This window comes from Micromonospora sp. DH14 (assembly GCF_029809455.1).
Classification (GTDB): Bacteria; Actinomycetota; Actinomycetes; order Mycobacteriales; family Micromonosporaceae; genus Micromonospora; species Micromonospora parva.
Genome location: NZ_JARVKT010000018.1, coordinates 65,715 through 87,192, shown reverse-complemented (window position 1 = coordinate 87,192; position 21,478 = coordinate 65,715). Strand labels below are relative to the sequence as shown.

At 72.4% G+C, this 21,478-nt stretch carries 23 protein-coding genes; 9 read left to right on the top strand and 14 right to left on the bottom strand.

The window, feature by feature from the left end; translation table 11 throughout:
• Nucleotides 1–11: 11 nt before the first annotated feature.
• The gene (locus QCZ28_RS22385) at nt 12–959 is read right to left on the bottom strand and encodes a LamG-like jellyroll fold domain-containing protein (RefSeq protein ID WP_279518487.1); all 948 of its coding nucleotides are present in this window, start codon (nt 957–959) and stop codon (nt 12–14) included.
• A 133-nt stretch (nt 960–1,092) separates the two neighbouring features.
• Here QCZ28_RS22385 and QCZ28_RS22380 point away from each other — a divergent pair, with 133 nt between their 5' ends.
• Together QCZ28_RS22380 and QCZ28_RS22375 are read left to right on the top strand one after the other, a co-directional pair.
• On the top strand, nt 1,093–2,127 hold the full coding sequence (locus QCZ28_RS22380) for a LacI family DNA-binding transcriptional regulator (protein ID WP_279518486.1): 1,035 nt from the start codon (nt 1,093–1,095) through the stop codon (nt 2,125–2,127).
• Nucleotides 2,128–2,203: 76 nt separating this feature from the next.
• Entirely contained in the window at nt 2,204–3,079 is an 876-nt protein-coding gene (locus QCZ28_RS22375) for an alpha/beta hydrolase (protein ID WP_279518485.1), read from the top strand.
• A gap of 15 nt (nt 3,080–3,094) precedes the next feature.
• Here the strand turns inward: QCZ28_RS22375 and urtE are convergent, their stop codons facing one another.
• The 6 genes from urtE to QCZ28_RS22345 form a co-directional block, all read right to left on the bottom strand.
• On the bottom strand, nt 3,095–3,787 hold the full coding sequence (gene urtE, locus QCZ28_RS22370) for an urea ABC transporter ATP-binding subunit UrtE (RefSeq protein WP_279518484.1): 693 nt from the start codon (nt 3,785–3,787) through the stop codon (nt 3,095–3,097).
• A complete protein-coding gene (urtD, locus tag QCZ28_RS22365) occupies nt 3,787–4,620 on the bottom strand; it encodes an urea ABC transporter ATP-binding protein UrtD (RefSeq protein WP_279518483.1) in 834 nt (277 codons plus the stop codon). The genes urtE and urtD overlap by 1 nt, the downstream gene beginning before the upstream one ends.
• Nucleotides 4,617–5,804, bottom strand: a complete 1,188-nt coding sequence (urtC, locus tag QCZ28_RS22360; protein ID WP_279518482.1) for an urea ABC transporter permease subunit UrtC — start codon at nt 5,802–5,804, stop codon at nt 4,617–4,619. The genes urtD and urtC overlap by 4 nt, the downstream gene beginning before the upstream one ends.
• Nucleotides 5,801–6,688: an urea ABC transporter permease subunit UrtB gene (urtB, locus tag QCZ28_RS22355; RefSeq protein WP_238681496.1), complete on the bottom strand. Its 888-nt coding sequence runs from the start codon at nt 6,686–6,688 to the stop codon at nt 5,801–5,803. The genes urtC and urtB overlap by 4 nt, the downstream gene beginning before the upstream one ends.
• A gap of 75 nt (nt 6,689–6,763) precedes the next feature.
• Nucleotides 6,764–8,008 carry an urea ABC transporter substrate-binding protein gene (urtA, locus tag QCZ28_RS22350; protein ID WP_279518481.1) on the bottom strand — a complete coding sequence of 415 codons (1,245 nt, stop codon included), beginning with the start codon at nt 8,006–8,008 and terminating at the stop codon, nt 6,764–6,766.
• Nucleotides 8,009–8,428: 420 nt separating this feature from the next.
• The gene (locus tag QCZ28_RS22345; protein ID WP_030335459.1) at nt 8,429–9,511 is read right to left on the bottom strand and encodes a substrate-binding domain-containing protein; all 1,083 of its coding nucleotides are present in this window, start codon (nt 9,509–9,511) and stop codon (nt 8,429–8,431) included.
• Between the two features lie 96 nt (nt 9,512–9,607).
• Between QCZ28_RS22345 and QCZ28_RS22340 the strand changes: the two genes are divergently transcribed.
• On the top strand, nt 9,608–10,072 hold the full coding sequence (locus tag QCZ28_RS22340) for a MarR family transcriptional regulator (protein ID WP_279518480.1): 465 nt from the start codon (nt 9,608–9,610) through the stop codon (nt 10,070–10,072).
• A 151-nt stretch (nt 10,073–10,223) separates the two neighbouring features.
• Here the strand turns inward: QCZ28_RS22340 and QCZ28_RS22335 are convergent, their stop codons facing one another.
• Genes QCZ28_RS22335 through QCZ28_RS22310 form a run of 6 tightly spaced genes read right to left on the bottom strand, consistent with a single transcriptional unit; the run spans nt 10,224 to nt 14,783 of the window.
• Nucleotides 10,224–10,940, bottom strand: a complete 717-nt coding sequence (locus tag QCZ28_RS22335) for an urease accessory protein UreD (protein WP_279518479.1) — start codon at nt 10,938–10,940, stop codon at nt 10,224–10,226.
• Nucleotides 10,940–11,725 (bottom strand): urease accessory protein UreG, encoded by a 786-nt coding sequence (gene ureG / locus QCZ28_RS22330; RefSeq protein ID WP_279518478.1) that lies wholly within the window; start codon nt 11,723–11,725, stop codon nt 10,940–10,942. The genes QCZ28_RS22335 and ureG overlap by 1 nt, the downstream gene beginning before the upstream one ends.
• Entirely contained in the window at nt 11,715–12,449 is a 735-nt protein-coding gene (locus QCZ28_RS22325) for an urease accessory UreF family protein (protein ID WP_279518477.1), read from the bottom strand. Before QCZ28_RS22325 ends, ureG begins: the two co-directional genes overlap by 11 nt.
• On the bottom strand, nt 12,449–14,152 hold the full coding sequence (locus QCZ28_RS22320; protein ID WP_279518476.1) for an urease subunit alpha: 1,704 nt from the start codon (nt 14,150–14,152) through the stop codon (nt 12,449–12,451). Before QCZ28_RS22320 ends, QCZ28_RS22325 begins: the two co-directional genes overlap by 1 nt.
• On the bottom strand, nt 14,149–14,484 hold the full coding sequence (locus tag QCZ28_RS22315) for an urease subunit beta (protein ID WP_347815123.1): 336 nt from the start codon (nt 14,482–14,484) through the stop codon (nt 14,149–14,151). The genes QCZ28_RS22320 and QCZ28_RS22315 overlap by 4 nt, the downstream gene beginning before the upstream one ends.
• The gene (locus tag QCZ28_RS22310) at nt 14,481–14,783 is read right to left on the bottom strand and encodes an urease subunit gamma (protein WP_030335444.1); all 303 of its coding nucleotides are present in this window, start codon (nt 14,781–14,783) and stop codon (nt 14,481–14,483) included. Before QCZ28_RS22310 ends, QCZ28_RS22315 begins: the two co-directional genes overlap by 4 nt.
• Before the next feature lie 318 nt (nt 14,784–15,101).
• Here QCZ28_RS22310 and QCZ28_RS22305 point away from each other — a divergent pair, with 318 nt between their 5' ends.
• A complete protein-coding gene (locus QCZ28_RS22305; protein ID WP_279518475.1) occupies nt 15,102–15,506 on the top strand; it encodes a hypothetical protein in 405 nt (134 codons plus the stop codon).
• A 23-nt stretch (nt 15,507–15,529) separates the two neighbouring features.
• On the opposite strand, the gene QCZ28_RS22300 is transcribed toward QCZ28_RS22305, so the two are convergent.
• A complete protein-coding gene (locus QCZ28_RS22300; RefSeq protein ID WP_279518474.1) occupies nt 15,530–16,705 on the bottom strand; it encodes an LLM class flavin-dependent oxidoreductase in 1,176 nt (391 codons plus the stop codon).
• 175 nt (nt 16,706–16,880) lie between these two features.
• On the opposite strand from QCZ28_RS22300, the gene QCZ28_RS22295 reads away from it, so the two are divergent.
• The 5 genes from QCZ28_RS22295 to QCZ28_RS22275 are packed head-to-tail and all read left to right on the top strand — an operon-like array spanning nt 16,881 to nt 21,436.
• Complete coding sequence (locus QCZ28_RS22295) at nt 16,881–17,855, top strand: aliphatic sulfonate ABC transporter substrate-binding protein (RefSeq protein WP_279518473.1); 975 nt, start codon at nt 16,881–16,883, stop codon at nt 17,853–17,855.
• Nucleotides 17,852–18,685, top strand: coding sequence for an ABC transporter permease subunit (locus QCZ28_RS22290; RefSeq protein ID WP_279518472.1), 834 nt, complete (start codon nt 17,852–17,854; stop codon nt 18,683–18,685). Before QCZ28_RS22295 ends, QCZ28_RS22290 begins: the two co-directional genes overlap by 4 nt.
• Nucleotides 18,658–19,389 (top strand): ABC transporter ATP-binding protein, encoded by a 732-nt coding sequence (locus QCZ28_RS22285; RefSeq protein WP_279518471.1) that lies wholly within the window; start codon nt 18,658–18,660, stop codon nt 19,387–19,389. Before QCZ28_RS22290 ends, QCZ28_RS22285 begins: the two co-directional genes overlap by 28 nt.
• Before the next feature lie 14 nt (nt 19,390–19,403).
• A complete protein-coding gene (locus QCZ28_RS22280; RefSeq protein ID WP_279518470.1) occupies nt 19,404–20,810 on the top strand; it encodes a selenium-binding family protein in 1,407 nt (468 codons plus the stop codon).
• The gene (locus tag QCZ28_RS22275; RefSeq protein ID WP_030335430.1) at nt 20,807–21,436 is read left to right on the top strand and encodes a hypothetical protein; all 630 of its coding nucleotides are present in this window, start codon (nt 20,807–20,809) and stop codon (nt 21,434–21,436) included. The genes QCZ28_RS22280 and QCZ28_RS22275 overlap by 4 nt, the downstream gene beginning before the upstream one ends.
• The last annotated feature ends 42 nt before the right edge of the window (nt 21,437–21,478 follow it).

Sequence of the window (21,478 nt, the reverse complement as noted above, 5' to 3'; positions counted from 1 at the left end):
GCCGAGGGTGGTCAGCGGGCAAGGTGGCGGTACTGCCTCCGTACGTCGTTCGCGGAGACCACTCTGTCGAGGAACATCAGGCCGTCCATCCGGCAGTCGCACGGGTTGCGTTCCACCGTGTCCTGCGGGAAGCTGCCGCCGATCTTGATGCCCCGGGGGTCGGACGCGCTGGTCAGGTGCGGGCCGGGTCCGGACACCAGCCACGGGTCGTCGGTGCGGGTGTAGAAGCCGTCCACCGGTTCACCGTTGCGGTAGAGGGCGAGCGCGCCGGTGTCGAAGTCGAAGGTGGCGGCCAGGTGCACCCACTGCCCCACCGGCAGCAGCTCGCGCCAGTCCCGGCTGGCGGCGAAGGTCTGCGAGTTGCCGCCGTCGAGCCGCCGGCCGAGCGCGACGAGGCGCACCTGCCCGTCGACGTCGATCAGCTCCAGCAGGGCGCGGACGCCGTGGCCGTCGGAGTCGCCGGTCAGCACCCCGGCCAGGCCGATGGCGTTGTACCTGTCGTCCGGGTCGGCGGTGGTGGAGTTGGGCAGCGGGCTGTCCATGTTCAGCTTGAACCAGCCCATCACCGTGGTGCCGGCGGTGGCGCTGAAGGCGCGCAGCGTCCGCACCCCGCTGGCCGACCAGGTGCCGGCCTTCCAGTCGTCGTTGCCGGCGACGGTGGGGTCGACCTGGCGGGTCTGCACCGCGTTGCGGCTGCCCCGGTAGGCGTGGTCCGGCACCCGCATCGCCGCGCCGCCGTTGACCAGCTCGATCTCGGTGCCGGAACGGCCCTGGTCGCGTTCCAGGGCGGGGTCACCGGGCACCGGGTGGTCGAAGTCGTACGCGGCGACCAGGTGCGCGCGCAGCGCCGGGTGGACGTCGGGCGAGGTGTGCCGGTCCGCCTGCGCCGGTGGCGTGCCCACACCGGCCAGGACGCCGATCGCCAGCAGGGAGACGGCCGCTCGTCGGGCAGTGGACATGGCTGTCACCTCGTTTCGCGGCAGGGAGGATGCCGGTCACGTAAGCGCTTACGTAAGCGCTTACGTACCCTAGGCTTCGATCAATGTCACTCGCAATAGATCGGGTGACATGAATGTTTCCGGAGGGTTGCGGATGCCTAGGGCCAGCCGGCGGCCGCGCCTCGTGGACGTCGCCGAACACGCCGCCGTCTCGCTGGCGACCGCCTCCCGGGCCCTCGCCGGCCGCGCGGGGGTCAGCGCCGAGGTGGCCGACCGGATCCGCCAGATCGCCCGCGAGCTGGGCTACGTGGCCAACCCGTACGCCCGCACCCTGGCCGGCGGGGCCACCTCCACCGTGGGTCTGATCGTCCACCAGGTCGACGACCCGTACTTCGCCGAGATCGCCGCCGGGGTCATCCAGCTCGCCGCCGAGCAGGGGCTGCTGGTGCAGATCTGCCAGTCCGGCCGCGACCCCGACTACGAGCTGCACCAGCTGCGCCACCTGATCGCCCAACGGGTCGGCATCGTCCTGATCAGCGGTTCCGGCTACGACGACCCACGGATGGAGAGCGCGGCCCGCGCCGAGCTGGCCGCGTTCCAGGACCACGGCGGCCGGGCCGCGGCCATCGGTCGACACGCGCTCGGCGTCGACGCCGTCCTGCCGGACAACGAGGCCGGTGGCCACGCCCTCGCCCAGCACCTGATGGATCTCGGCCACCGGCGGATCGCGGTCGCCGCGGGCAGCGCCGGCCTCACCACCGTCGCCGACCGGCTGGCCGGGGTCTCGGCGGCAGTGCGCCAGCGCGGCCGGTCCCCCGTCGACCTCGCCGTCGTGCACAGCGCCTTCACCCGCGACGGTGGGCGCGCCGCCGCCGAGCGGATCCTCAACGAGCATCCGGAGACGACGGCAATCATCGCGCTCAACGACGTGATGGCCATGGGCGTGCTGTCCACGCTGCGGTCCCGCCGGGTGCCGGTGCCCGCGCGGATGTCAGTGGTCGGCTTCGACGACGTCTCCGTGGCCGCCGACCTCGCACCCAGCCTCACCACCATCCGGCTGCCGATGACCGAGATGGGTCGCACGGCACTGACCCTCGCGCTCAAGCCGCGCACGACCCGCCCCCGCCGCCGCCCCACCGGGCACCTGCTGGTCGTCCGCGACTCGACCGGGCCCGCACCGACGAGCTGACCGCAATGCCGCACCGCGACGGCCGGACGTCTGGCACGGTCGAGGGGTCCACCTTGTGACCGGGTCAGGAGAGTCCATGGCCGAGAACGCCGTACGCCACCGGACCGTCGACGTCGACGGCATCGCGATCTTCTACCGCGAGGCCGGTCCCGTCGACGCGCCGGTCGTGCTGCTGCCGCACGGGTACCCCTCGTCGTCGTTCCAGTTCCGCCACCTGCTGCCCGCGCTGGCCGACCGCTGGCACGTCATCGCGCCCGACTACCCGGGCTTCGGTTACAGCGCGCTGCCCGAGCCCGACCGGTTCGCGTACACCTTCGACGCCCACGCTCACCTGCTCCAGCGCTTCGTCGACACGCTGGGGCTGACCCGCTACGTGATCTACCTGCAGGACTACGGCAGCCAGTTCGGGCTGCGCCTGGCGATGGCCGCCCCGCAGCGGGTCGCCGGCCTGGTCATCCAGAACGGCGACATCTACCCCGACCAGCACGGGCCCAAGTACGAGCCGCTGAAGCGGTTCTGGCGCGACCCGACCGACGAGGGCCGGGAGGAGTTGGCCGCGGCGATCAGCGAGGACGGCTTCCGCGGCGAGTTCCTGGGCGAACTGCCGGACCGGCTGACCGACCAGGTGAGCCCGGACCTGTGGCGGCTCTCCGGCGCGCTGGTCACCGATCCGCGGCGGCGCGACGCCTGGCTCCGGCTCCTCGCCGACCAGGGCAGCACCGTCGCCTGGTTCCCCCGCCAGCAGGAGTACCTGCGGACCCACCGGCCGCCCACACTGATCGTGTGGGGGCCGCACGACGGCTACATGCCGCAGGGCGCCGCCCGCGCCTACCTGCGGGACCTGCCCGACGCGGACCTGCACCTGCTCGACGGCGGCCACTGGCTGCTCGAGACGCACCTCGACGAGGTCGTCCGGCTGGTCCGCGACTTCCTCGACCGGCTCCCGCCGTGACAGACGCGCCGCCGATCAGACCGCCAGGGCGGCCCGGACCTCCCGCTCCGCGGTCAGCCCCCCGTCGCCGTGCGAGGTGACCCGGCCGGACTCCAGCACGTGGTAACGGTCCGCCACCCGCAACGCGAAACCCAGGTGCTGCTCGACGAGCAACACACTGAACCCGGCCTGCCGGGTCAACTCGACGATCCGCTCCTGGATCTCCGCGACCACCGACGGCTGGATGCCCTCGGTCGGCTCGTCGAGCATCAACAGCCGGGGCCGGGTGATCAGGGCACGGGCGATGGCCAACTGCTGGCGCTGACCGCCGGAGAGCAGCCCGGCCCGACGCCGCAGCAGCGGGCGCAGCGCCGGGAACAGATCCAGCACCTCCGCCGTGGCCACCGCCCCGTCGCGCCGGCCGTCGGCGACCAGCCGCAGGTTCTCCGCGGCGGTCAGGTGCGGGAAGCACTGCTGACCCTGCGGGACGTACGCCATCCCCCGCGCCACCCGCTCGTGCGGCCCGGCGCGGGTGACGTCCTCGCCGTCCAGCTCGACGGTGCCGGCGCTCGGACGCAGCAGGCCGGCCGCGACCCGCAGCAGGGTGCTCTTGCCGGCGCCGTTGTGCCCGAGCACCGCGGCCACCCCGTCGGGCGGGACGGCCAGGTCGACCCCGTGCAGCACCCGAGAGCGCCCGTACCCGGCGTGCACCCCACGCAGCGTCAGCATCATGCCTCCGAAGGAGTACGGGCCGACCCGGCGTCGACCGGGTGGCCAAGATAGACCTCCTGTACGCGCGGATCCGCCTGGACCTGCGCCACGGTTCCCTCGCTGAGCACCCGCCCGGCGTGCAGCACCGTGACGCTGCGCGCGAACCGACGCAGGAAGTCCATGTCGTGCTCGATCACGACGACAGTGCGGTCCCGGCTCACCGTCTCCAACAGGGCGCCGGTGGCGTCGCGTTCCTCGTGGCTCATGCCGGCGACCGGTTCGTCCAGCAGCAACAGCCGGGCGTCCTGCACCAGCAGCATGCCGATCTCCAGCCACTGCTTCTGGCCGTGCGCGAGGGTCCCGGCGAGGTGCCCGGCGCGCTCGGCCAGCCCGATGGTCTCCAGCGCCGCGGCCACCTCGTCGGGGACACCACGGCGACGCCGGGCCAGCGTCGCCCAGCTGCGCCGGGCCCCGGCGGCGATGTCGAGGTTCTGCAACACCGACAGCTCCTCGAAGACCGTCGAGGTCTGGAACGTCCGCCCGACGCCGAGCCGGCTGATCCGGTGCACCGGACGACCCAGCAGCTCCTCGGCACCGAAGCGGACCGAGCCGGTGGCCCGGACCAGGCCGGTGATCGCGTCGACCAGTGTGGTCTTGCCGGCCCCGTTCGGCCCGATCAGGAACCTGATGTCCCCGGCGGGCACCTCCAGGCTGACCCCGTCGACGGCGGTGAAACCGTCGAAGCTCACCCGCACGTCGCGGACCGACAACCCGTCCAACCGTTCGCCACTCATGCCGTGCAGGTCGGGCATGCGCTCACGGCCCTCGCTGCGCTCGGTGCGTTCGCTCATGCCGCAGGCACCTCCGTCCGATCGGCGCGTCGTCGGGCTGCCGGCAACCACCCGCGCCGCACCGGCCGCGCGCCGACGTCACGGCGGCGAGCCAGCGCCCACAGCGACGCCAGGCCGCCGGGAAGGAACGCCACCACCACCACGAAGAGCAACCCCTGCAGGTACGTCCAGGTGCCCGGGAACCGCTCGGAGAGGGCGGTCCGCGCCCAGGCCACCGCCACCGCGCCGAGGACCGGCCCGAGCAGTGTGGCCCGGCCACCCACCGCGACGCCGATGACGAACTCGATCGACGGGACGATGCCGATCAGCGCGGGCGAGATGATGCCCACCGCCGGCACGAACAGCGCACCGGCCAGCCCGGCCATGCCGGCCGCGACCACGTACGCCACCAGCTTGACCGACGCCGGGTCGTAGCCCAGGAAGCGGACCCGTTCCTCACCGTCGCGGACCGCCACCAGCAGCTCGCCGTAGCGGCTGTGGATGAGTTGCCGGGTCAGCGCGAGCAACGCCAGCAGCGTCCCGGCGATGATGAAGTACACCATCCGCTGGTTGACCGGGTCGTCCAGGTCGTAGCCGAAGAAGCCCTTGATGTCGGTGAGCCCGTTGGTGCCGCCGGTGGTGCCCTGCTGACCGATCAGCAGGATCACCATCGCGGCGGCGAGCGCCTGGCTGAGGATGGCGAAGTACGCGCCACGCACCCGGCGGCGGAACACCAGTGAGCCGAGCCCGAAGGCGACAGCCATCGGCAGCAGCACCGTGGCGGGCAGCGCGAACCACGGGCTGGCGAACGGCCGCCACCACAGCGGCAGCTCGTCGAGCTGGCCGTACAGCTGCATGAAGTCGGGCATCCCACCCGGGCCCGCGTCGGCGAGCTTGAGGTGCATGGCCATCGCGTAGCCGCCCAGGCCGAAGAAGACGCCCTGACCCAGGGTGAGCATCCCACCCCGGCCCCAGGCGATCCCGATGCCGACCGCGACCATGGCGACGCAGAGGTACTTGGCGAGCAGCCCCAGCCGGAAGTCCGACAGCACCAGCGGGGCGACGGCGAAGAGCAGCGCCGCGCCGAAGGCGAACCCGGCCGCCGGCCGCAGCCGCGAGCGCCGTCCCGGCGGGTTCGGTGGTGCCGCGCCGGCGGGGGCCGGTGCGACGGCGGTGCTGGGCGGCGCGGGGGTGACGGCGGTCATGCGAGGCTCCTGGTCCGCAACGTGAACAGGCCCTGTGGTCGCCACTGGAGGAACGCGACGATCGCCACGAACACGATCACCTTGGCGACGCTGAGGGTGGTCAGGTACTCCCCGGTGGCCTGGAGCACGCCGAGGGCGAAGGCGACTATCACACTGCCCTTGAGCTGGCCGATCCCGCCGACCACGACGACCAGGAAGGCGTCGATGATCAGGTTGGTGCCCATGGTCGGGCCGATCGGGCCGAGCAGGGTGAGCGCCACCCCGGCCAGCCCGGCCAGGCCGGAGCCGAGGAAGAAGGTCGTCCGGTCGACCCGGGAGGTGGCGATGCCGGACACGGCGGCGAGGTCGCGGTTCTGCACCACCGCGCGGATCCGACGCCCGAGCGGGGTGAGTCGCAGCGCCAGTGTGAGCGCCGCGACGGCGGCCAGCGCCAGGGCCAGGATGAACAGCCGGTTGTTGGCGATGGTCAGCCCGCCGGGCAGCGCCACGTTGCCGGTGAGCAGCTCGGGCGCGCGGGTCTGCACGTTCGGGCTGCCGAAGACGTCGCGGGCCAGCTGCTGCAACATCAGTGACACCCCCCAGGTGACCAGCAGGGTGTCCAGCGGCCGGGCGTAGAGCCGGCGGATGAGCAGCACCTCCAGCAGGACACCCATGGCGCCGGCGACCACGAACGCCACCGGCAGCGCCACCACCAGCGACAGGCCGGCGCCGGTGATGCTCTGCTGCAGGACGTAGGTGGTGTACGCGCCGGCCATGATGAACTCACCGTGCGCCATGTTGATCACGTTCATCTGGCCGAAGGTCAGCGCGAGGCCGAGCGCGATGAGCAGCAGCACCGCGCCGATGCTGATGCCGGTGAAGAGTTGACCGAAGAGGACTGTCACGGTGGGTACTCCGTACTGCTGGTCGGGTGGCCCGGGCGGGGCGCGTCGCCGCGCGGCCCGCCCGGGCCGGCGTCGTCAGCTCAGGCCGCTCGCCCACGGGTAGGTCTTGAGGTACGGGTCCGGCGCGACCGGCTTGCCGGAGTTCCACACCTCGGTGATCAGACCGTCCGCGCCGATCTTGCCGATCCGGGCGGTCTTGGCGATGTGCTGGGTCTTGCCGTCGACGGTGACCAGACCCTCCGGCGCGTCGAAGGTGATGCCGTCCGAGGCGGAGCGGACCTTCTCCACGTCGAAGGCGCCGGCCTTCTCGACCATCGCCTTCCACAGGTGGACCCCGACGTACGCGGCCTCCATCGGGTCACTGGTCGGTTTGTCCGCGCCGTACTTCGCCTTGTACGCGGCCACGAACTTCGAGTTCGCCGCGCCCGGGGTGGTCTGGTAGTAGTTCCAGGCCGTCAGTTGGCCCTCCAGGTACTGGGTGCCGATGCTCTTGACCTCTTCCTCGGCGATCGACACCGACACCACCGGCATAGCGGCGGCGGTCAGCCCCGCGGACTTGTATTCCTTGAAGAAGGCCACATTGCTGTCACCGTTGAGCGTGTTGAACACCGCGTCCGCACCGGACGATTTGACCTTGTTGACGATGGTGCCGAACTCGGTGGAGCCCAGCGGCGCGTAATCCTCGCCCAGCACTGTCATCCCGTTCGCGGCCGCGTACGCCTTGATGATTTTGTTCGCGGTCCGGGGAAAGACGTAGTCGCTGCCGACCAGATAGACCGACTTCGCGCCCTGCGACTTGAGGTAGTCGAGCCCCGGAACGATCTGCTGGTTGGTCGTCGCTCCGGTGTAGAAGATGTAGGGCGACTGCTCCAGACCCTCGTACTGCACGGGGTAGAACAGCAACGCCTTGTTCTTCTCGAACACCGGTTTGACCGCCTTGCGGCTGGCTGAGGTCCAACAGCCGAAGACGGCGGCCACCCGGTCCTCGGAGATGAGCTTCTCGGCCTTCTCGGCGAAGGTGGGCCAGTCGGAGGCGCCGTCCTCACCGACCGGCTGGATCTTCTTGCCGAGGACGCCGCCGGCCGCGTTGATCTCCTCGACGGCGAGCATGATGGCGTCGCGAACGGTGACCTCGCTGATCGCCATGGTCCCGGAGAGCGAGTTGAGCAGGCCAACCTTGACGGTGTCGCCGGAGACGTCGGCGCTGACGCCGGTGGCGCCGCCCTCGTCGGTGGTCTTGCTGCCGCACGCGGTCATCGCGGCCGCGGCGACCACTGTGATGGCACCCGCCAGGATGCGGCGGCCCCGGAATAATGACATCTACTCTCCCTGCGGTGCACTCAGGTGACGTAAGGACGGTCGGTGCGGTCCGATGGAGCTGACGTGGGCGATGCCGAGGTCGACGGGTGGACGCCGCGCGGGGCACCGGATCGGATATGGGCAGGGAAAGCGTCGACCGGCATGATTGCGCGGGTGTTTCCCAGTCCTTAATTGACTGTTTCCGAGGGCCCTGTCAGGCGCGCACGAAAAACGGCCGACACCGTGGGGAGGAAACGGTGTCGGCCGTTGGGAAAGACGCGAGATAAGTGCCACCACAATGGTGGGCGGAAGAATCCGCCGACGGTGGGCGCACAATGGTGACAGCTGACCGCCCGGCCAGATACTTCACGCAGGAAGCATCTTAGGACGGGATCGGGTGGCGCTGTCAAGGGCCCGGTGGGCCGACTCCCGGCGCCCGGTTCAGAGTTGGGCGAGCACTGTGAAGTCCAACCCGTCCGCCTCGGCCAGGTAGATGCGCTGACGCACGTGCCGCTGACGCAGCCGCAACCGTCCACGCGGCCCGTGGTAGGCGACCGTGTCGGCGGCCGTCTCGATGGCCCGCACATCGAGGGTGCGGGCCTGGCCGATCAGCGCGGCGAGCAGCATGACGCCCTCGTAACAGGACTCCCCCAGGCTGCCCAGCGGTGGCGCCTCCACCCCGAAACGCCTGGCGAACTCGCCGTGGAAGTCGAGGTTCTCCGGAGTCACCAGCCCGGCGAAGAAGCCCGCCGTGCTGTACAGCCTCCGGGTCGCGCCGGCACCGCTGGCCAACAGCATGTTCTCGTCCATCAGGGTGCTCAGCCGCAGGCAGCGCTGGTCCAGGCCGGATCGGGCGAACGCGCGGTTGAACCGCACCGCGTCGGCACCGACCAGCAGCATCAACACCGCGTCCGCGTCACTGTGCTCGATGCGGCGCAACACCTCGGTGAAGTCGTGCGCGTCCAACGGCAGGAAGTGCCGGCCCACCACCTGCCCGCCGCCGCGCAGCGCGTACCGCTGGGCCGCCCGCGAGGTGCGACGCGGCCACACGTAGTCGTTGCCCACCACGAACCAGCGCCGCACCCCCTGCTCCCCGGCGAGCAGCCGCATCGCGGGCCACAGTTGGGCATCCGGTGTCTCGCTGGTCAGGAAGACCCCTTCGGTACGCTCACCGCCCTCGTAGAGTGCGGTGTAGACGTACGGCACCCGGTGCGCGACGCGGGGCGCCAACGCCTGGCGCACCGAGGAGATGTGCCACCCGGTCACCCCTTGCACGGCTCCCACCGACACCAACGCCTCGACCTCGGCGGCCACCTCGGCCGGCGGTGCGCCACCGTCGACCGGCACCAGCCGCACCTCCCGGCCCAGCACCCCACCACACCTATTGATCTCCTCCACCGCGAGTTGCGCGCAGAGCTCGCAGGTAGGGCCGAACATGCCGGCCGGCCCGCGCATCGGGTAGACCAGCGCGATGCTGACCACGGCACGGTCGACGGTCAGCCACGGCGGTGCCGGCGCGGACATGAGCACATGATTGCCCGGCCCACGACGGAAGACCAGCGCTCACCACTGGCCGGGACGACTCGCTACCATGACACTGCCACCGGACCAGGGAGTTTCATGTCAGACGTGCCCGGGGCGCCAGCCGACCTGCTGCGCTCGCTCACCCGCGCCGAACGGTTGCTCTCCCGCCGGCTGGGCGCGGTGCTGGCCGACGACGGGCTGAGCATCGAGGCCTGGCGGGTGCTCTGCCTGCTCTCCGACGGCCAGGGTCACCCGATGAGCGAGGTGTCCGCCGAGGCGTCGCTGCCGCCGGGCACCCTCACCAAGCTGGTCGACCAGCTCGTCGACCGCAACCTCGTCTTCCGCCGGATCGATCCGGTCGACCGCCGCCGGATCCGGGCGTACCTGACCGCTCGGGGCCGCCGCGAGCACGCCCGCCTGGACGAGCGGGTCCGCGCGAGCCTCGCCGAGTTGGGAGTGCCGCACGCCGCCGACCTGACGAGCCAGCTCGACGACCTGATCGGCCGTCTCGCCCCGGCTCCGCAGCGGGAGCACGTTCACGCGTCCGGCCCCCACCGCTGACCTCAGCCCGGCGCACGCGGCACTCAACCGCGAACGCCACCCCGCCGCGAGCGTGATGTCTGTGAGTCATCGTGATGATTCACAGACATCACGCTCCCCGCGGTGTCCGCTTCCAGGACGGCCGGGGCGCCAGGCGGACCGACAGGGCTTCCTAGCCAGTGAGGTGGGCGCGCAGGGTGTGCGCGTCGGGGGCGGTGGCGGTCCACAGGGTCGCCGGGCCACCCGCCAACGGCAACCGGGCGACACCGCCCTCGACCATCGGCGGGTCGGCGGGTCGCGACGGGTCGACCACCAGCAGCGACCCGGTGGCCGGGGCGCCGCCGAGCACCGCCGGGCCGGCCCAGCCCGGCGCGTGCGGTCCCACTGCCAGGGACTGGCGCAGCAGTGGCCGATCCGCGTAGTCGACGTGGGTGTGCACCACGGCGCCGCCGGGCGTCTCGCCGTACCGGCCGCAGATCAGCTCGTCGCGCCAGCGCAGGCTCGCACCGGCGGCCAGCTCGACGCGGGACTCGGCGAGATGCGCGCAACCGGCCGCCGCGACCAACTGCTCCGGAAGCCAGTGCAGCGTGGCACCGGCGTGCACCACCGCCCGCACCACCATCCGGGACACCGCACCCGCCCGGCCCGGCAGGGCGATCGACGCGGCGACGCTGTGCACCCGGACCGCCGCGCCCGGACCCACCTCGATCTCCAGGCGCAGATCGTCGCCCGCGAGCGGGCCGGCCGCCCCGCCGACGAGGTGCACAGTGGCGACACCACCGTCGGTCGGGGTCTGGCGCAGCAGCAACGGCGTTTCGCCGCGCAGCTCGACCACTGCCGTGCCGCCCCGACCGTCGGCCCGGGCGACCAGCCGGGCGAGCGCTCGCATCAGGCCAGGCCGACCGGCGCGGTGAGCGGGTGCAGGTCGGCGTGGTGGGCCAACTCGTGCCGGATCCACTCCGCGACCGCCGACGCCGTGGGATCCCCCACGATGGACAGGAAGAGGGTCGGGAGGTCGCCACGTCGGGCTCGCGCGTCACGGTCCATGACCGCGAGGTCGGCACCCACCAGCGGCGCCAGGTCGGTCTTGTTGATCACGAGGAGGTCGGCGGCGGTGACCCCCGGCCCACCCTTGCGGGGCACCTTGTCCCCGCCCGCCACGTCGACCACGAAGATCTGCCGGTCGACGAGCCCCCGACTGAAGGTCGCGGTCAGGTTGTCCCCACCGCTCTCCACGAGGACCAGGTCCAACGGGCCGACCGTGTCGGCCAGCTCGTCGACGGCGTCCAGGTTGGCGCCGATGTCGTCGCGGATCGCCGTGTGCGGGCAGCAGCCGGTCTCCACCGCCCGGATCCGGGCGGGGTCCAGCACCCCGGCCCGCCGGAGGAAGTCGGCGTCCTCGGTCGTGTAGATGTCGTTCGTCACCACGCCGAGCCGCAACTCGTCGGCGAAGGCGCGGCAGAGGGCGGCCACCAGGGCCGTCTTGCCGGAACCGACCGGGCCGCCGATGCCGACCCGCAGGGCACGGCCGGCACGCGCCAACGGCGGGTGGGGGTCCACCCCCGGTTCCGGGTGGGTGTGCGGAACGGTCTCGTCGTGGGGTGGGGCGGCCGGCGGCGGCGTGGTCGGTTCGACGGCGGGCACAGCGCTCGGCACAACGGTGTCAGGACGCAAAGAGACGCACCTCCCAGGTGGCATGGATTTCGGCATGGATGTCGGCGAGTGGAGCGGCGGCGGCCGGCAGCCGCTCCGGTGGGCCGTCGGCGGCCCGTGCCGCGTCGGCAGCGGTGCCGTCGCAGGCGTCGGCCAGACCGACCAGCAGGGCCTGGACCCGGTACGGGTCGAGGCCGAGCAGACGTACGCCGGCGCTGGCCGCCCCGGTGACCGTCCCGTACGCGGCGATCGTGGCGGTCTCGACGCGGGACAGCCCGGCCGCGGCGCAGAGCAGCCCCAGCACCAGCGGTTGGTGTGCGCCGCCGGGTGTCGCGGGCAGGTCCGCGAACGGGGCGTCCGGCCAGACAGCCCGGCCGGCCCGCAGCAGCGCCCGGCCCTGTCGACGCGAGACCGCCCGCAGCGCCGGTGCGGCGGTACGCGCGTCCAGCTCCGCGTCGAGCCGGGCCAGCGCCTGCGACCTGACGGCGGGCCCAGTCACCACACCCGACCGGGCGGGATGCGCCGAGCCGACGCTCTCGGGCACCGCCGTCCGGTGCGCCGCCGCCGCGAACGCCGCGCCGACCAGACCGGCGGTGGCCAGCCGTCCGGCCAGGAACGCCTCCAACGTGACCAGGTCGGTGACCCGGCCGGCGGCGACGGCCGCCTCCAGACCACCGGAGTGCGCGTGCGCCCCCGCCGGAAAGCGCCCGTCGGCCAACAGCAACAGCAGGCTCGGTGTCGCCATCAGAACAGGAAGTACCGCTGGGCCATCGGCAGCCGGGTCACCGGGTCCGGCTCCACCACCTGCCCGTCGATCCGCACGGTGAAGGTGTCCGGGTCCACCTCGATGCGCGGCATCGCGTTGTTCTCCGGCAGGTCGGCCTTGCCCCGCGACCGCACGTCGCTCACCGGCACCACCCGGCGGCGCACGTCCAGGCGGAGCCCGGCGTCCACTGCCGCCGGGGCCACGAAGGCCAGGCTGGTGGCAGCCGCCGCCGCGCCGTACGCCCCGAACATCGGCCGGGGCAGCATCGGCTGGGGTGTCGGGATCGAGGCGTTCGCGTCACCCATCTGGGCGTACGCGATCATGCCGCCCTTGAGCACCAGGTGCGGTCGGACGCCGAAGAACGCCGGGTCCCAGAGCACCAGGTCGGCGAGCTTGCCCGGCTCGACCGAGCCGATCTCCCGTTCCAGCCCGTTGGCCATCGCCGCGCAGATGGTGTACTTCGCCACGTACCGCCGGGCCCGGTGATTGTCGGCGGACCCGTCACCCGGCAGCGCGCCGACCCGGTCCTTCATCACGTGGGCGCTCTGCCAGGTCCGCGTGATCACCTCGCCGACCCGGCCCATCGCCTGCGCGTCGGAACCGATGATCGAGATCGCGCCGAGGTCGTGCAGCAGGTCCTCGGCGGCCATCGTGGACGGTCGGATCCGGCTCTCGGCGAAGGCCAGGTCCTCCGGCACCGACGGGTTGAGATGGTGGCAGACCATCAACATGTCCAGGTGCTCGGCCAGGGTGTTCGTGGTGTACGGCCGGGTCGGGTTGGTCGACGACGGCAGCACGTTCGGCTCGCTGGCCACGGTGATGATGTCCGGCGCGTGCCCGCCGCCGGCGCCCTCGGTGTGGTACGAGTGGATCGCCCGCCCACCGATCGCCCGCAGGGTGTCGGCGACGAATCCGGCCTCGTTGAGCGTGTCGGTGTGGATCGACACCTGCACCCCGGACGCGTCCGCCACCCGCAGGCACGCGTCGATCGCCGCCGGTGTGGTGCCCCAGTCCTCGTGCAGCTTGAAACCGCCCGCACCGGCCCGCAACTGTTCCCACAGCGCCTCGTCGGAGACGGTGTTGCCCTTGCCGAGCAGCAGCACGTTGACCGGCATCGTGTCCAGTGCCTCGTGCATCCGGGCCAGGTGCCAGGCGCTCGGGGTGACAGTTGTCGCGCGGGTCCCCTCGGCCGGCCCGGTGCCGCCGCCGACCAGAGTGGTGACGCCGCTGGCCAGCGCCTCGGTGACGATCTGCGGGCAGATGAAGTGCACGTGGGTGTCGACAGCGCCGGCGGTGAGGATCCGCCCGTTGCCCGCGATCACCTCGGTCGACGGGCCGATGACCAGGTCGGGGTGCACGCCGGGCATGGTGTCCGGGTTGCCGGCGCGACCGAGCGCCACGATGCGCCCGTCGCGCAGCCCCACGTCGGCCTTGACCACACCCCAGTGGTCGAGCACCACAGCTCCGGTGATGACGGTGTCCAGTGCCCCCTCGGCCCGGGTGGCCCGGGACTGCCCCATCGACTCGCGGATCACCTTCCCGCCGCCGAAGACCGCCTCGTCGCCGCCCACGCAGTGGTCGGTCTCCACCTCGATGAGCAGGTTCGTGTCGGCCAGCCGGATCCGGTCACCGGTCGTCGGTCCGTACAGGTCGATGTAGCGGTCCCGCCGCACGGCGCTCACCGCGGCGACCCGGCGGCCGTCGGGGTGTCGAGCGGTCCGGCGCACTCGCCCCGCAGGCCGGGCACGACGCGCGCGCCTCCCAGCGGGACGAGGTCGACGCTGCGGCTGATGCCCGGCTCGAACCGGACCGACGTGCCGGCCGGCACGGCGAGGCGCTGCCCCCACGCCGCGCCCCTGTCGAAGGACAGCGCCGGGTTGGCCTCGGCGAAGTGGTAGTGCGAGCCGACCTGCACCGGACGGTCGGCGGTGTTGACCACGAGCAGCGTGGTCACCGGGCGACCCACGTTGATCTCGACCGGGTCGGCGGCCGGCAGGATCTCCCCGGGGATCACGGGATCGGGTGGTGCACCGTCACCAACTTGGTGCCGTCCGGGAACGTCGCCTCCACCTGCACCTCCCTCAGCAGCTCGGGGATGCCGTCCTGGACGTCGTCGCGGCCGAGCACCGCCCGGCCGGCCGACATCAGGTCGACCACCGACCGCCCGTCGCGGGCCCCTTCGAGGAGGAACGCGGTGATCACCGCGACGGCTTCGGGATAGTTGAGGCGCAGGCCGCGTTCGCGGCGGGCGCGGGCGACATCGGCCGCGACGTGGACGAGCAGGCGGTCCTGCTCGTGCGGGCTGAGGAACACGGGGCTCTCCCGGTGGGTCGGCGTGCCCCGGCTCGCGTCGGCTCCACGCGGAGCCACCCCGGGCGGACCCGGGAACGAGCTGGGAGTCACACGACCGCCGGGGCACCGCCGCCGGGGCGACCCGGGACTCCACCATCCCGGCCCGCACGACGGGCAACCGGCGGTGTCGGGTCGGATGCGGACCGCACCGCCCACCGCTGAGCAGACCGTAGAGGATCGCCACCGACCGGGGCAACAGTCCATCGCGGATCGTGTGGGGCGGGGCCCGGGTGCCGGGGTGTGTTCCCGTCGGCGTGGGAGGCGGGGGATGATCGCCGGATGACGGCTTCGAGGGGTACGCGGACACTGCTCGGCGTTCTGTTCCTGGCGGCGGCCACGGTCGGGGCGTGGCTGCTCTGGCTGGGTTGGGACACCCGGTACACGGTCGACGCGCAGACCGGCGCGAGCAGCGGCCCGTACGAGGCGTGGCAGGTGATCGGCTGCGTGCTGACGCTGGTGCTGCTGGCCGGTTTCGCCGGGACGCGGCTCAGCCCGTGGCTGGTGGCGCCGGTGATGACTGTGGCGTTCACGGCGGTCTGGTCGTGGCGGGCCGCCGGCACCGACGACAGCGGGCTGTGGGTCGTAGGCGGAATTCTGGTGCTGGTCGGGATGGCTGTCGGCAGCACACTGGTGAGCCTCGCCGGGCGGCGGATCGGCCGACGGATGGCCCGCCGACCCACCTGATCCCAACGGCCGTCCGGGCCCGGTCAGCGGACCCCGGCAGGCTCCGGCGCGGGCGAACCGGCGAACGGGACGTCGACCTGGTCCGCCGCGCCCCGCGGGCCGTCGGGGTGCCGCCACAGCCCGCGGTCGCGAAGGATCGGCAGCACCCCCTCGCCGAACCAGTACGCCTCCTCCAGGTGCGGATAGCCGGAGAGGATGAACTCGTCGATGCCGAGCGCGTGGTACTCGGCGATCCGATCAGCGACTTCGGCATGGCTGCCCACCAGCGCGGTGCCGGCCCCGCCACGGACCAGCCCGACCCCCGCCCACAGGTTGGGCGCGACCTCCAGGCCGTCGCGGGAGCCACCGTGCAGGTCGAGCATCCGGCGCTGCCCCTCCGACTCGCTGCGGCGCAGACCGTCCTGCACCGCCCGGATGTCGGCCTCGGCGATGCCGTCGAGCAGGCGACGAGCCTGCGCCCACGCCTCGGCGGCGGTGTCGCGGGCGATGACGTGCAGCCGGATGCCGAAGCGCAGTTCCCGCCCGACGTCGGCGGCCAGCGACCGGACCCGGTGCAGCTTCTCGGCGACCTGGGCCGGCGGCTCGCCCCAGGTGAGGTAGACGTCGCTGTGCCGTACCGCCACGGGCAGGGCTGCGGCCGACGAGCCGCCGAAGTAGACCGGCGGGGCCGGGTCGGGCAACCGGTGCAGCCGCGCCTGCTCGACGCGCAGGTGGCTGCCCGCGTGGTCCACCGTCTCCCCCCGCCACAGCGCGCGGACGACGTGCAGGAACTCGTCGGCCCGCGCGTACCGGGCGTCTTTGTCCAGGAAGTCGCCGTAGGCCCGCTGCTCCGATGACTCGCCGCCGGTGACCACGTTGAGCAGCAGGCGGCCCCGGGACAGCCGCTGGAACGTGGAGGCCATCTGGGCGGCGAGGGTGGGTGAGGTCAGGCCGGGCCGGAAGGCGACCAGGAACCTGAGGCGTTCGGTGACCTCGGTCAGCATCGCCGTGGTCAGCCAGGCGTCCTCGCACCAGGCGCCGGTCGGGGTGAGCGCGCCGACGAAGCCGAGTTGCTCGGCGCTGCGGGCGATCTGTCCGAGGTACGCCACGCTGGCCGGGCGGGCGCCTCCGGCGGCACCGGTCGGTACGCCGTGCCCGCCGCCGACGATGTCGCGACTGTCGCCGTTGGTGGGCAGGAACCAGTGGAAGGTGAGGGTCATCGCGGCTCTTTCCGTCAGCGGGGCGGTCGGCGCACGCGGTGACGCGGGCACCTCCTGAGGGGTGGGACGATCCTGCGGACAGCCTACCCATAAAACCTATCGGGTTAGTAGGCTACCGTCGCGCCGACACCTGTCGATGCGCCGCCACCCCGCCTGCCCGATCCGAGGAGCCGCCATGCCCACTCCATCGACGACTCGCCACCCGCGGCGCCTTCTGACGGCCGCGCTCACCACCGTGGCGCTGCTCGCCACGACCGCGGTGAGCGGGTGCGGTGGGTCCGCCGATGCCGGCGGCACCGCGCAGAAGCTCCGGATCGGTTACCAGCGCTTCGGCGGGCTGAGCCTGGTGAAGGCGCGCAACGCCGCACCGGACGTGGAGTGGTCGCTGTTCGAGAGCGGCCCCGCGCTCACCGAAGCGCTCAAGGCCGGCTCCATCGACATCGGGCAGGTCGGCGAGGCACCGCCCGTCTTCGCCGCCGCCGGGAAGATTCCGTTCTCCATCATCGGCACCTCGGCACCGATCCCGCAGGGTGAGGCCGTGCTGGTCAAGGCCGATCGCGGGTTCCGCAGCTTCGCCGACCTCAAGGGCAGGACGGTGGCCCTCAACAAGGGCTCCAACGTGCACTGGCTGCTGGTCCGGCTGCTGGAAGCGAACCACATGACCCTGAAGGACATCCAGGTCAAGTACCTCAAGCCCGCCGAGGGGCGGCCCGCGTTCGACGGCGGCCAGATCGACGCCTGGGTGATCTGGGACCCGTACTTCGCCCTGGCCGAGCAGCCAGGGGTTCAGGTGCTCGCCGACGCGACCGGCCTGGCCAGCAACCGCGAGTACGTCCTGGCCGCGCCCCAGGCGCTCGACGAGCGCTCGGACGAGATCCGGGCGTTCCTGCAGCGCTACCGCGAGGTGACCGACTGGGGCATCGCCCACCCCGAGGAGCGAGCCAGCACCCTCGCGCCGGAGCTGAAGATTCCGCAGGACGTCACCAGCCGCGCGCTGGCCCGCAGCGCCAAGCCCCTCGCCGCGGTCACCCCGGCCATCGGCGACGAACTGCAGGCGATCACCGACAGCTTCATCGCCCTGGACCTCATCCCAGGCCCGGTCGACCTGCGATCGCGGGTCGACGACCGGTTCAGCGCGGTGTTCCAGTGACCCGGGCGACGCTGGTCGAGGCGCCCGACGAGATCGCGGCCGCGGCGCCGGTCGTACCCCGTCGTCAGCGGCCGGCCCGGCGCTGGCGGCGGGTGGTGAGCCCGGCGGTGCTGGTCCTGGGCTGGGAATTGGCCGCGCGGACCGGGCTGCTGGCGGCCGAGAAGCTGCCCGCGCCCAGCGACGTCCTGGCCACCGGGTGGCGGCTGAGCCGGGACGGCACACTCGGCATCCACCTGCTGGACTCCCTCACCCGCGCCGGGGCGGGCCTGCTGATCGGCGGCCTGCTGGCGCTGGCCCTGGGCACCGTGGCCGGGCTGCTGCGGCTCGGTGACGACCTGGTCGATCCGCCGGTGCAGATGGCCCGGATGTTGCCACACCTCGGGCTGGTGCCGTTGCTGATCATCTGGGTCGGCATCGGCGAGTCGCTGAAGATCAGCCTGGTGGCGCTGGGCGCGTTCTTCCCCATCTACTTCAACACCTACGCCGGCATCCGGGACATCGACGAACGGCTGGTGGAGGTCGCCCGCACCTGTGGTCTGGGCCAGGCCGCCCGGCTGCGCCACGTGGTGCTGCCCGGTGCGCTGCCGTCGCTCTTCCTCGGCCTGCGGCTGGCGATCGGGGCGGCCTGGCTCAGCCTGGTCGTCGGCGAGCAGGTCAACGCCCAGACGGGGATCGGCTTTCTGATGATGGAGGCGCGCGAGTTCAGCCAGACCGACGTGGTGGTGCTCGGTCTGCTCGTCTACGCCCTGCTCGGGCTGATATCCGACAGTGCGTTGCGGGTCCTGGAGAGGAGGATGTTGACATGGCGTCGCGGACTGCGGGCCACCTGAACGGCGCCGAGCCGGTGCTGACCGCCCACGCGGTGCGCCGGGCGTTCGGCCCGACCGTCGTGTTGACCGGGGTCGACCTGAGCATCGCCCGCGGTGAGGTGGTGGCCCTGCTCGGCGGCAGCGGTTCCGGCAAGAGCACGCTCCTGCGGATTCTCGCCGGGTTGGACGGCGAGGCCAGCGGGACGATCGTCGTGCACGGCACCGCCGCCGTGGTCTTCCAGGAACACCGGTTGCTGCCGTGGAAACGGGTGGCTGACAACGTGCGGCTCGGCGTGTCCGGTGTGGACGCTCCGGGGCGTGTCCGGCGGGCGCTGGCCGAGGTCGGTCTCGCCGAGCGGCACCGCGCCTGGCCGGCCGAGTTGTCCGGCGGGCAGGCGCAGCGGGTGGCCGTGGCGCGGGCCCTGGTCCGCGAACCGGACCTGCTGCTGCTCGACGAGCCGTTCGGCGCGCTGGACGCGCTGACCCGACTGCGGATGCAGATCCTGCTGCGCCGGCTGCGCGCCGAGCACGGTTTCGCCGCCCTGCTGGTCACCCACGACGTGGAGGAGGCGTTGCTGCTCGCCGACCGGATCCTGCTCCTCGACGAGGGTCGCATCGCCGCGGACCTGCCCGTCGACCTCGGTCCCACCCGTACGCCGGACGACCCGGCCCTCGGCGCGTTGCGCCGCCACCTGCTCGGCCGGCTCGGCGTTCCCACCATCTGACGAGCGGAGACGCGATGACCCGCTGGACCCCCGACCCCACGTTCTACCCGTCCCCCGGCGAGGCGGTGACCGCCCCGGCGGAGAAACTCGCCTACGTGGCGGCCTTCGACCGGGCGGCGAAGCGTCCGGACGCCATAGTGGTGCTGGACACCGACCCGGAGTCGGCCGACTACGGCCGCGTCGTCGGCTGGACCGACCTGCCGTACGTCGGTGACGAGCTGCACCACTTCGGCTGGAACGCGTGCAGCAGCGCGCTCTGCCCGACCGCCCCGCACCCGCACGTCGAGCGGCGGTACCTGATCGTGCCCGGCCTGCGGTCGTCGCGCATCCACGTGCTCGACACCCAGCCTGATCCGCGCCAGCCGCAGATCGTCAAGGTGATCGGGGCGGAGGAGTTGGCGAAGCGGGCCGGCTACTCGCGGCCGCACACCGTGCACTGCGGCCCGGACGGCATCTACCTCTCCGCGCTCGGTGGCGCGGATGGCGCGGAGGGCCCGGGCGGCATCGCCATCCTCGACCACACCACGTTCGAGGTACGCGGGGCGTGGGAGGCCGACCGGGGTCCGCAGTTCCTGGCGTACGACGTGTGGTGGCACCTGACCCAGGACGTGCTGGTCACCAGCGAGTGGGGCACCCCGTCGATGATCGAGGACGGCATCGTCGGTGAGTTGCTGCTGGGCCGACGCTACGGGCACGCCATCCACTTCTGGGATCTGGCGAAACGCCGGCACGTGCAGCGGGTCGACCTGGGCGATGCGTATCAGATGCCGCTGGAGCTGCGGCCGGCGCACGACCCGACGAAGTCGTACGGGTTCGTCGGTGTGGTGATCAGCGTCGAGGACCTGTCCGCCTCGATCTGGTTGTGGCACCGCGACGGGGACGGCTGGGCGGTCACCAGGGTGATCGACATCCCGGCCGAGCCGGCCGACCCGGCGGACCTGCCCGACCTGCTCAAACCGTTCGGGGCGGTGCCGCCGCTGGTGACCGACATCGACCTGTCGGTGGACGACCGGTTCCTCTACGTCTCCTGCTGGGGCACCGGCGAGCTGCGCCAGTACGACGTCAGCGACCCCCTGCACCCGGTGCAGACGGGCTCGGTGCACCTCGGCGGGATCGTCCGCCGCAGCGCGCACCCGTCCGCGCCGGACGAGCCGTTGGCCGGTGGCCCGCAGATGGTCGAGGTCAGCCGGGACGGTCGGCGGGTGTACGTCAGCAACTCGCTCTACGGCGCGTGGGACGACCAGTTCTACCCCGACGGGGTGGGCGCCTGGTTGGCCAAGCTCGACGTCGACGTGGACGCCGGTGGGCTCACCCCGGATGAGCGGTTCTTCCCGCACGGGGACGAGTTCCGGGGTCTGCGTGTGCACCAGACCCGGTTGCAGGGCGGGGACGCCTCCTCCGACTCGTACTGCTTTCCGTGACCCTCACCGCCCTGGCGACGCTCGCCGCGCTCGGCGCGTTCCATGGTCTGAACCCGGCGATGGGGTGGCTCTTCGCGGTGGCCCGGGGCCTTCAGGAGCGCAGCCGGATGGCGTTGCTGCGGGCCCTGCCGCCGATCGCGGCGGGGCATCTCGCCTCGGTGGCGATCGTCGCCGCGCTGGTCGCCGCGACCCGGTCGGTGACGGCGAGCAGCGCCCTCGCGGTGCTCGGCGGCGTGCTGCTGGTCGCGTTCGGGCTGTGGCGACTGCTCTCCGAGCGGCACTTCCGGTGGGCGGGGATGCGGTTGTCGGCGGGGCAGCTCGCCGGTTGGTCGTTCCTGATGTCGTCAGCGCACGGCGCGGGTCTGATGCTGGTGCCGGTGCTGGTGGCCGAACCGGTGCCCGGGGGTCACTCCGGGCACCTGGCCGCCGCGCCGGTGGGTGCGCTGTCCGGCCTCGCGGCGGCCGGGGTGCACACCGTGGCGATGCTCGGCGTCGCCCTGGCCGTGGCGGTGCTGGTCTACCAGGTGTTCGGGGTGGGTGTGCTGCGTCGGGCCTGGTTCAACGTGGACCGGCTCTGGGCCGGGGTGCTGGTGGCCGCGGGGTTGGTGACGTTGCTACGGGCGTGACCGTCCATCGTGGAAAGCGCCGATCTGTGATCTCATGTCGGC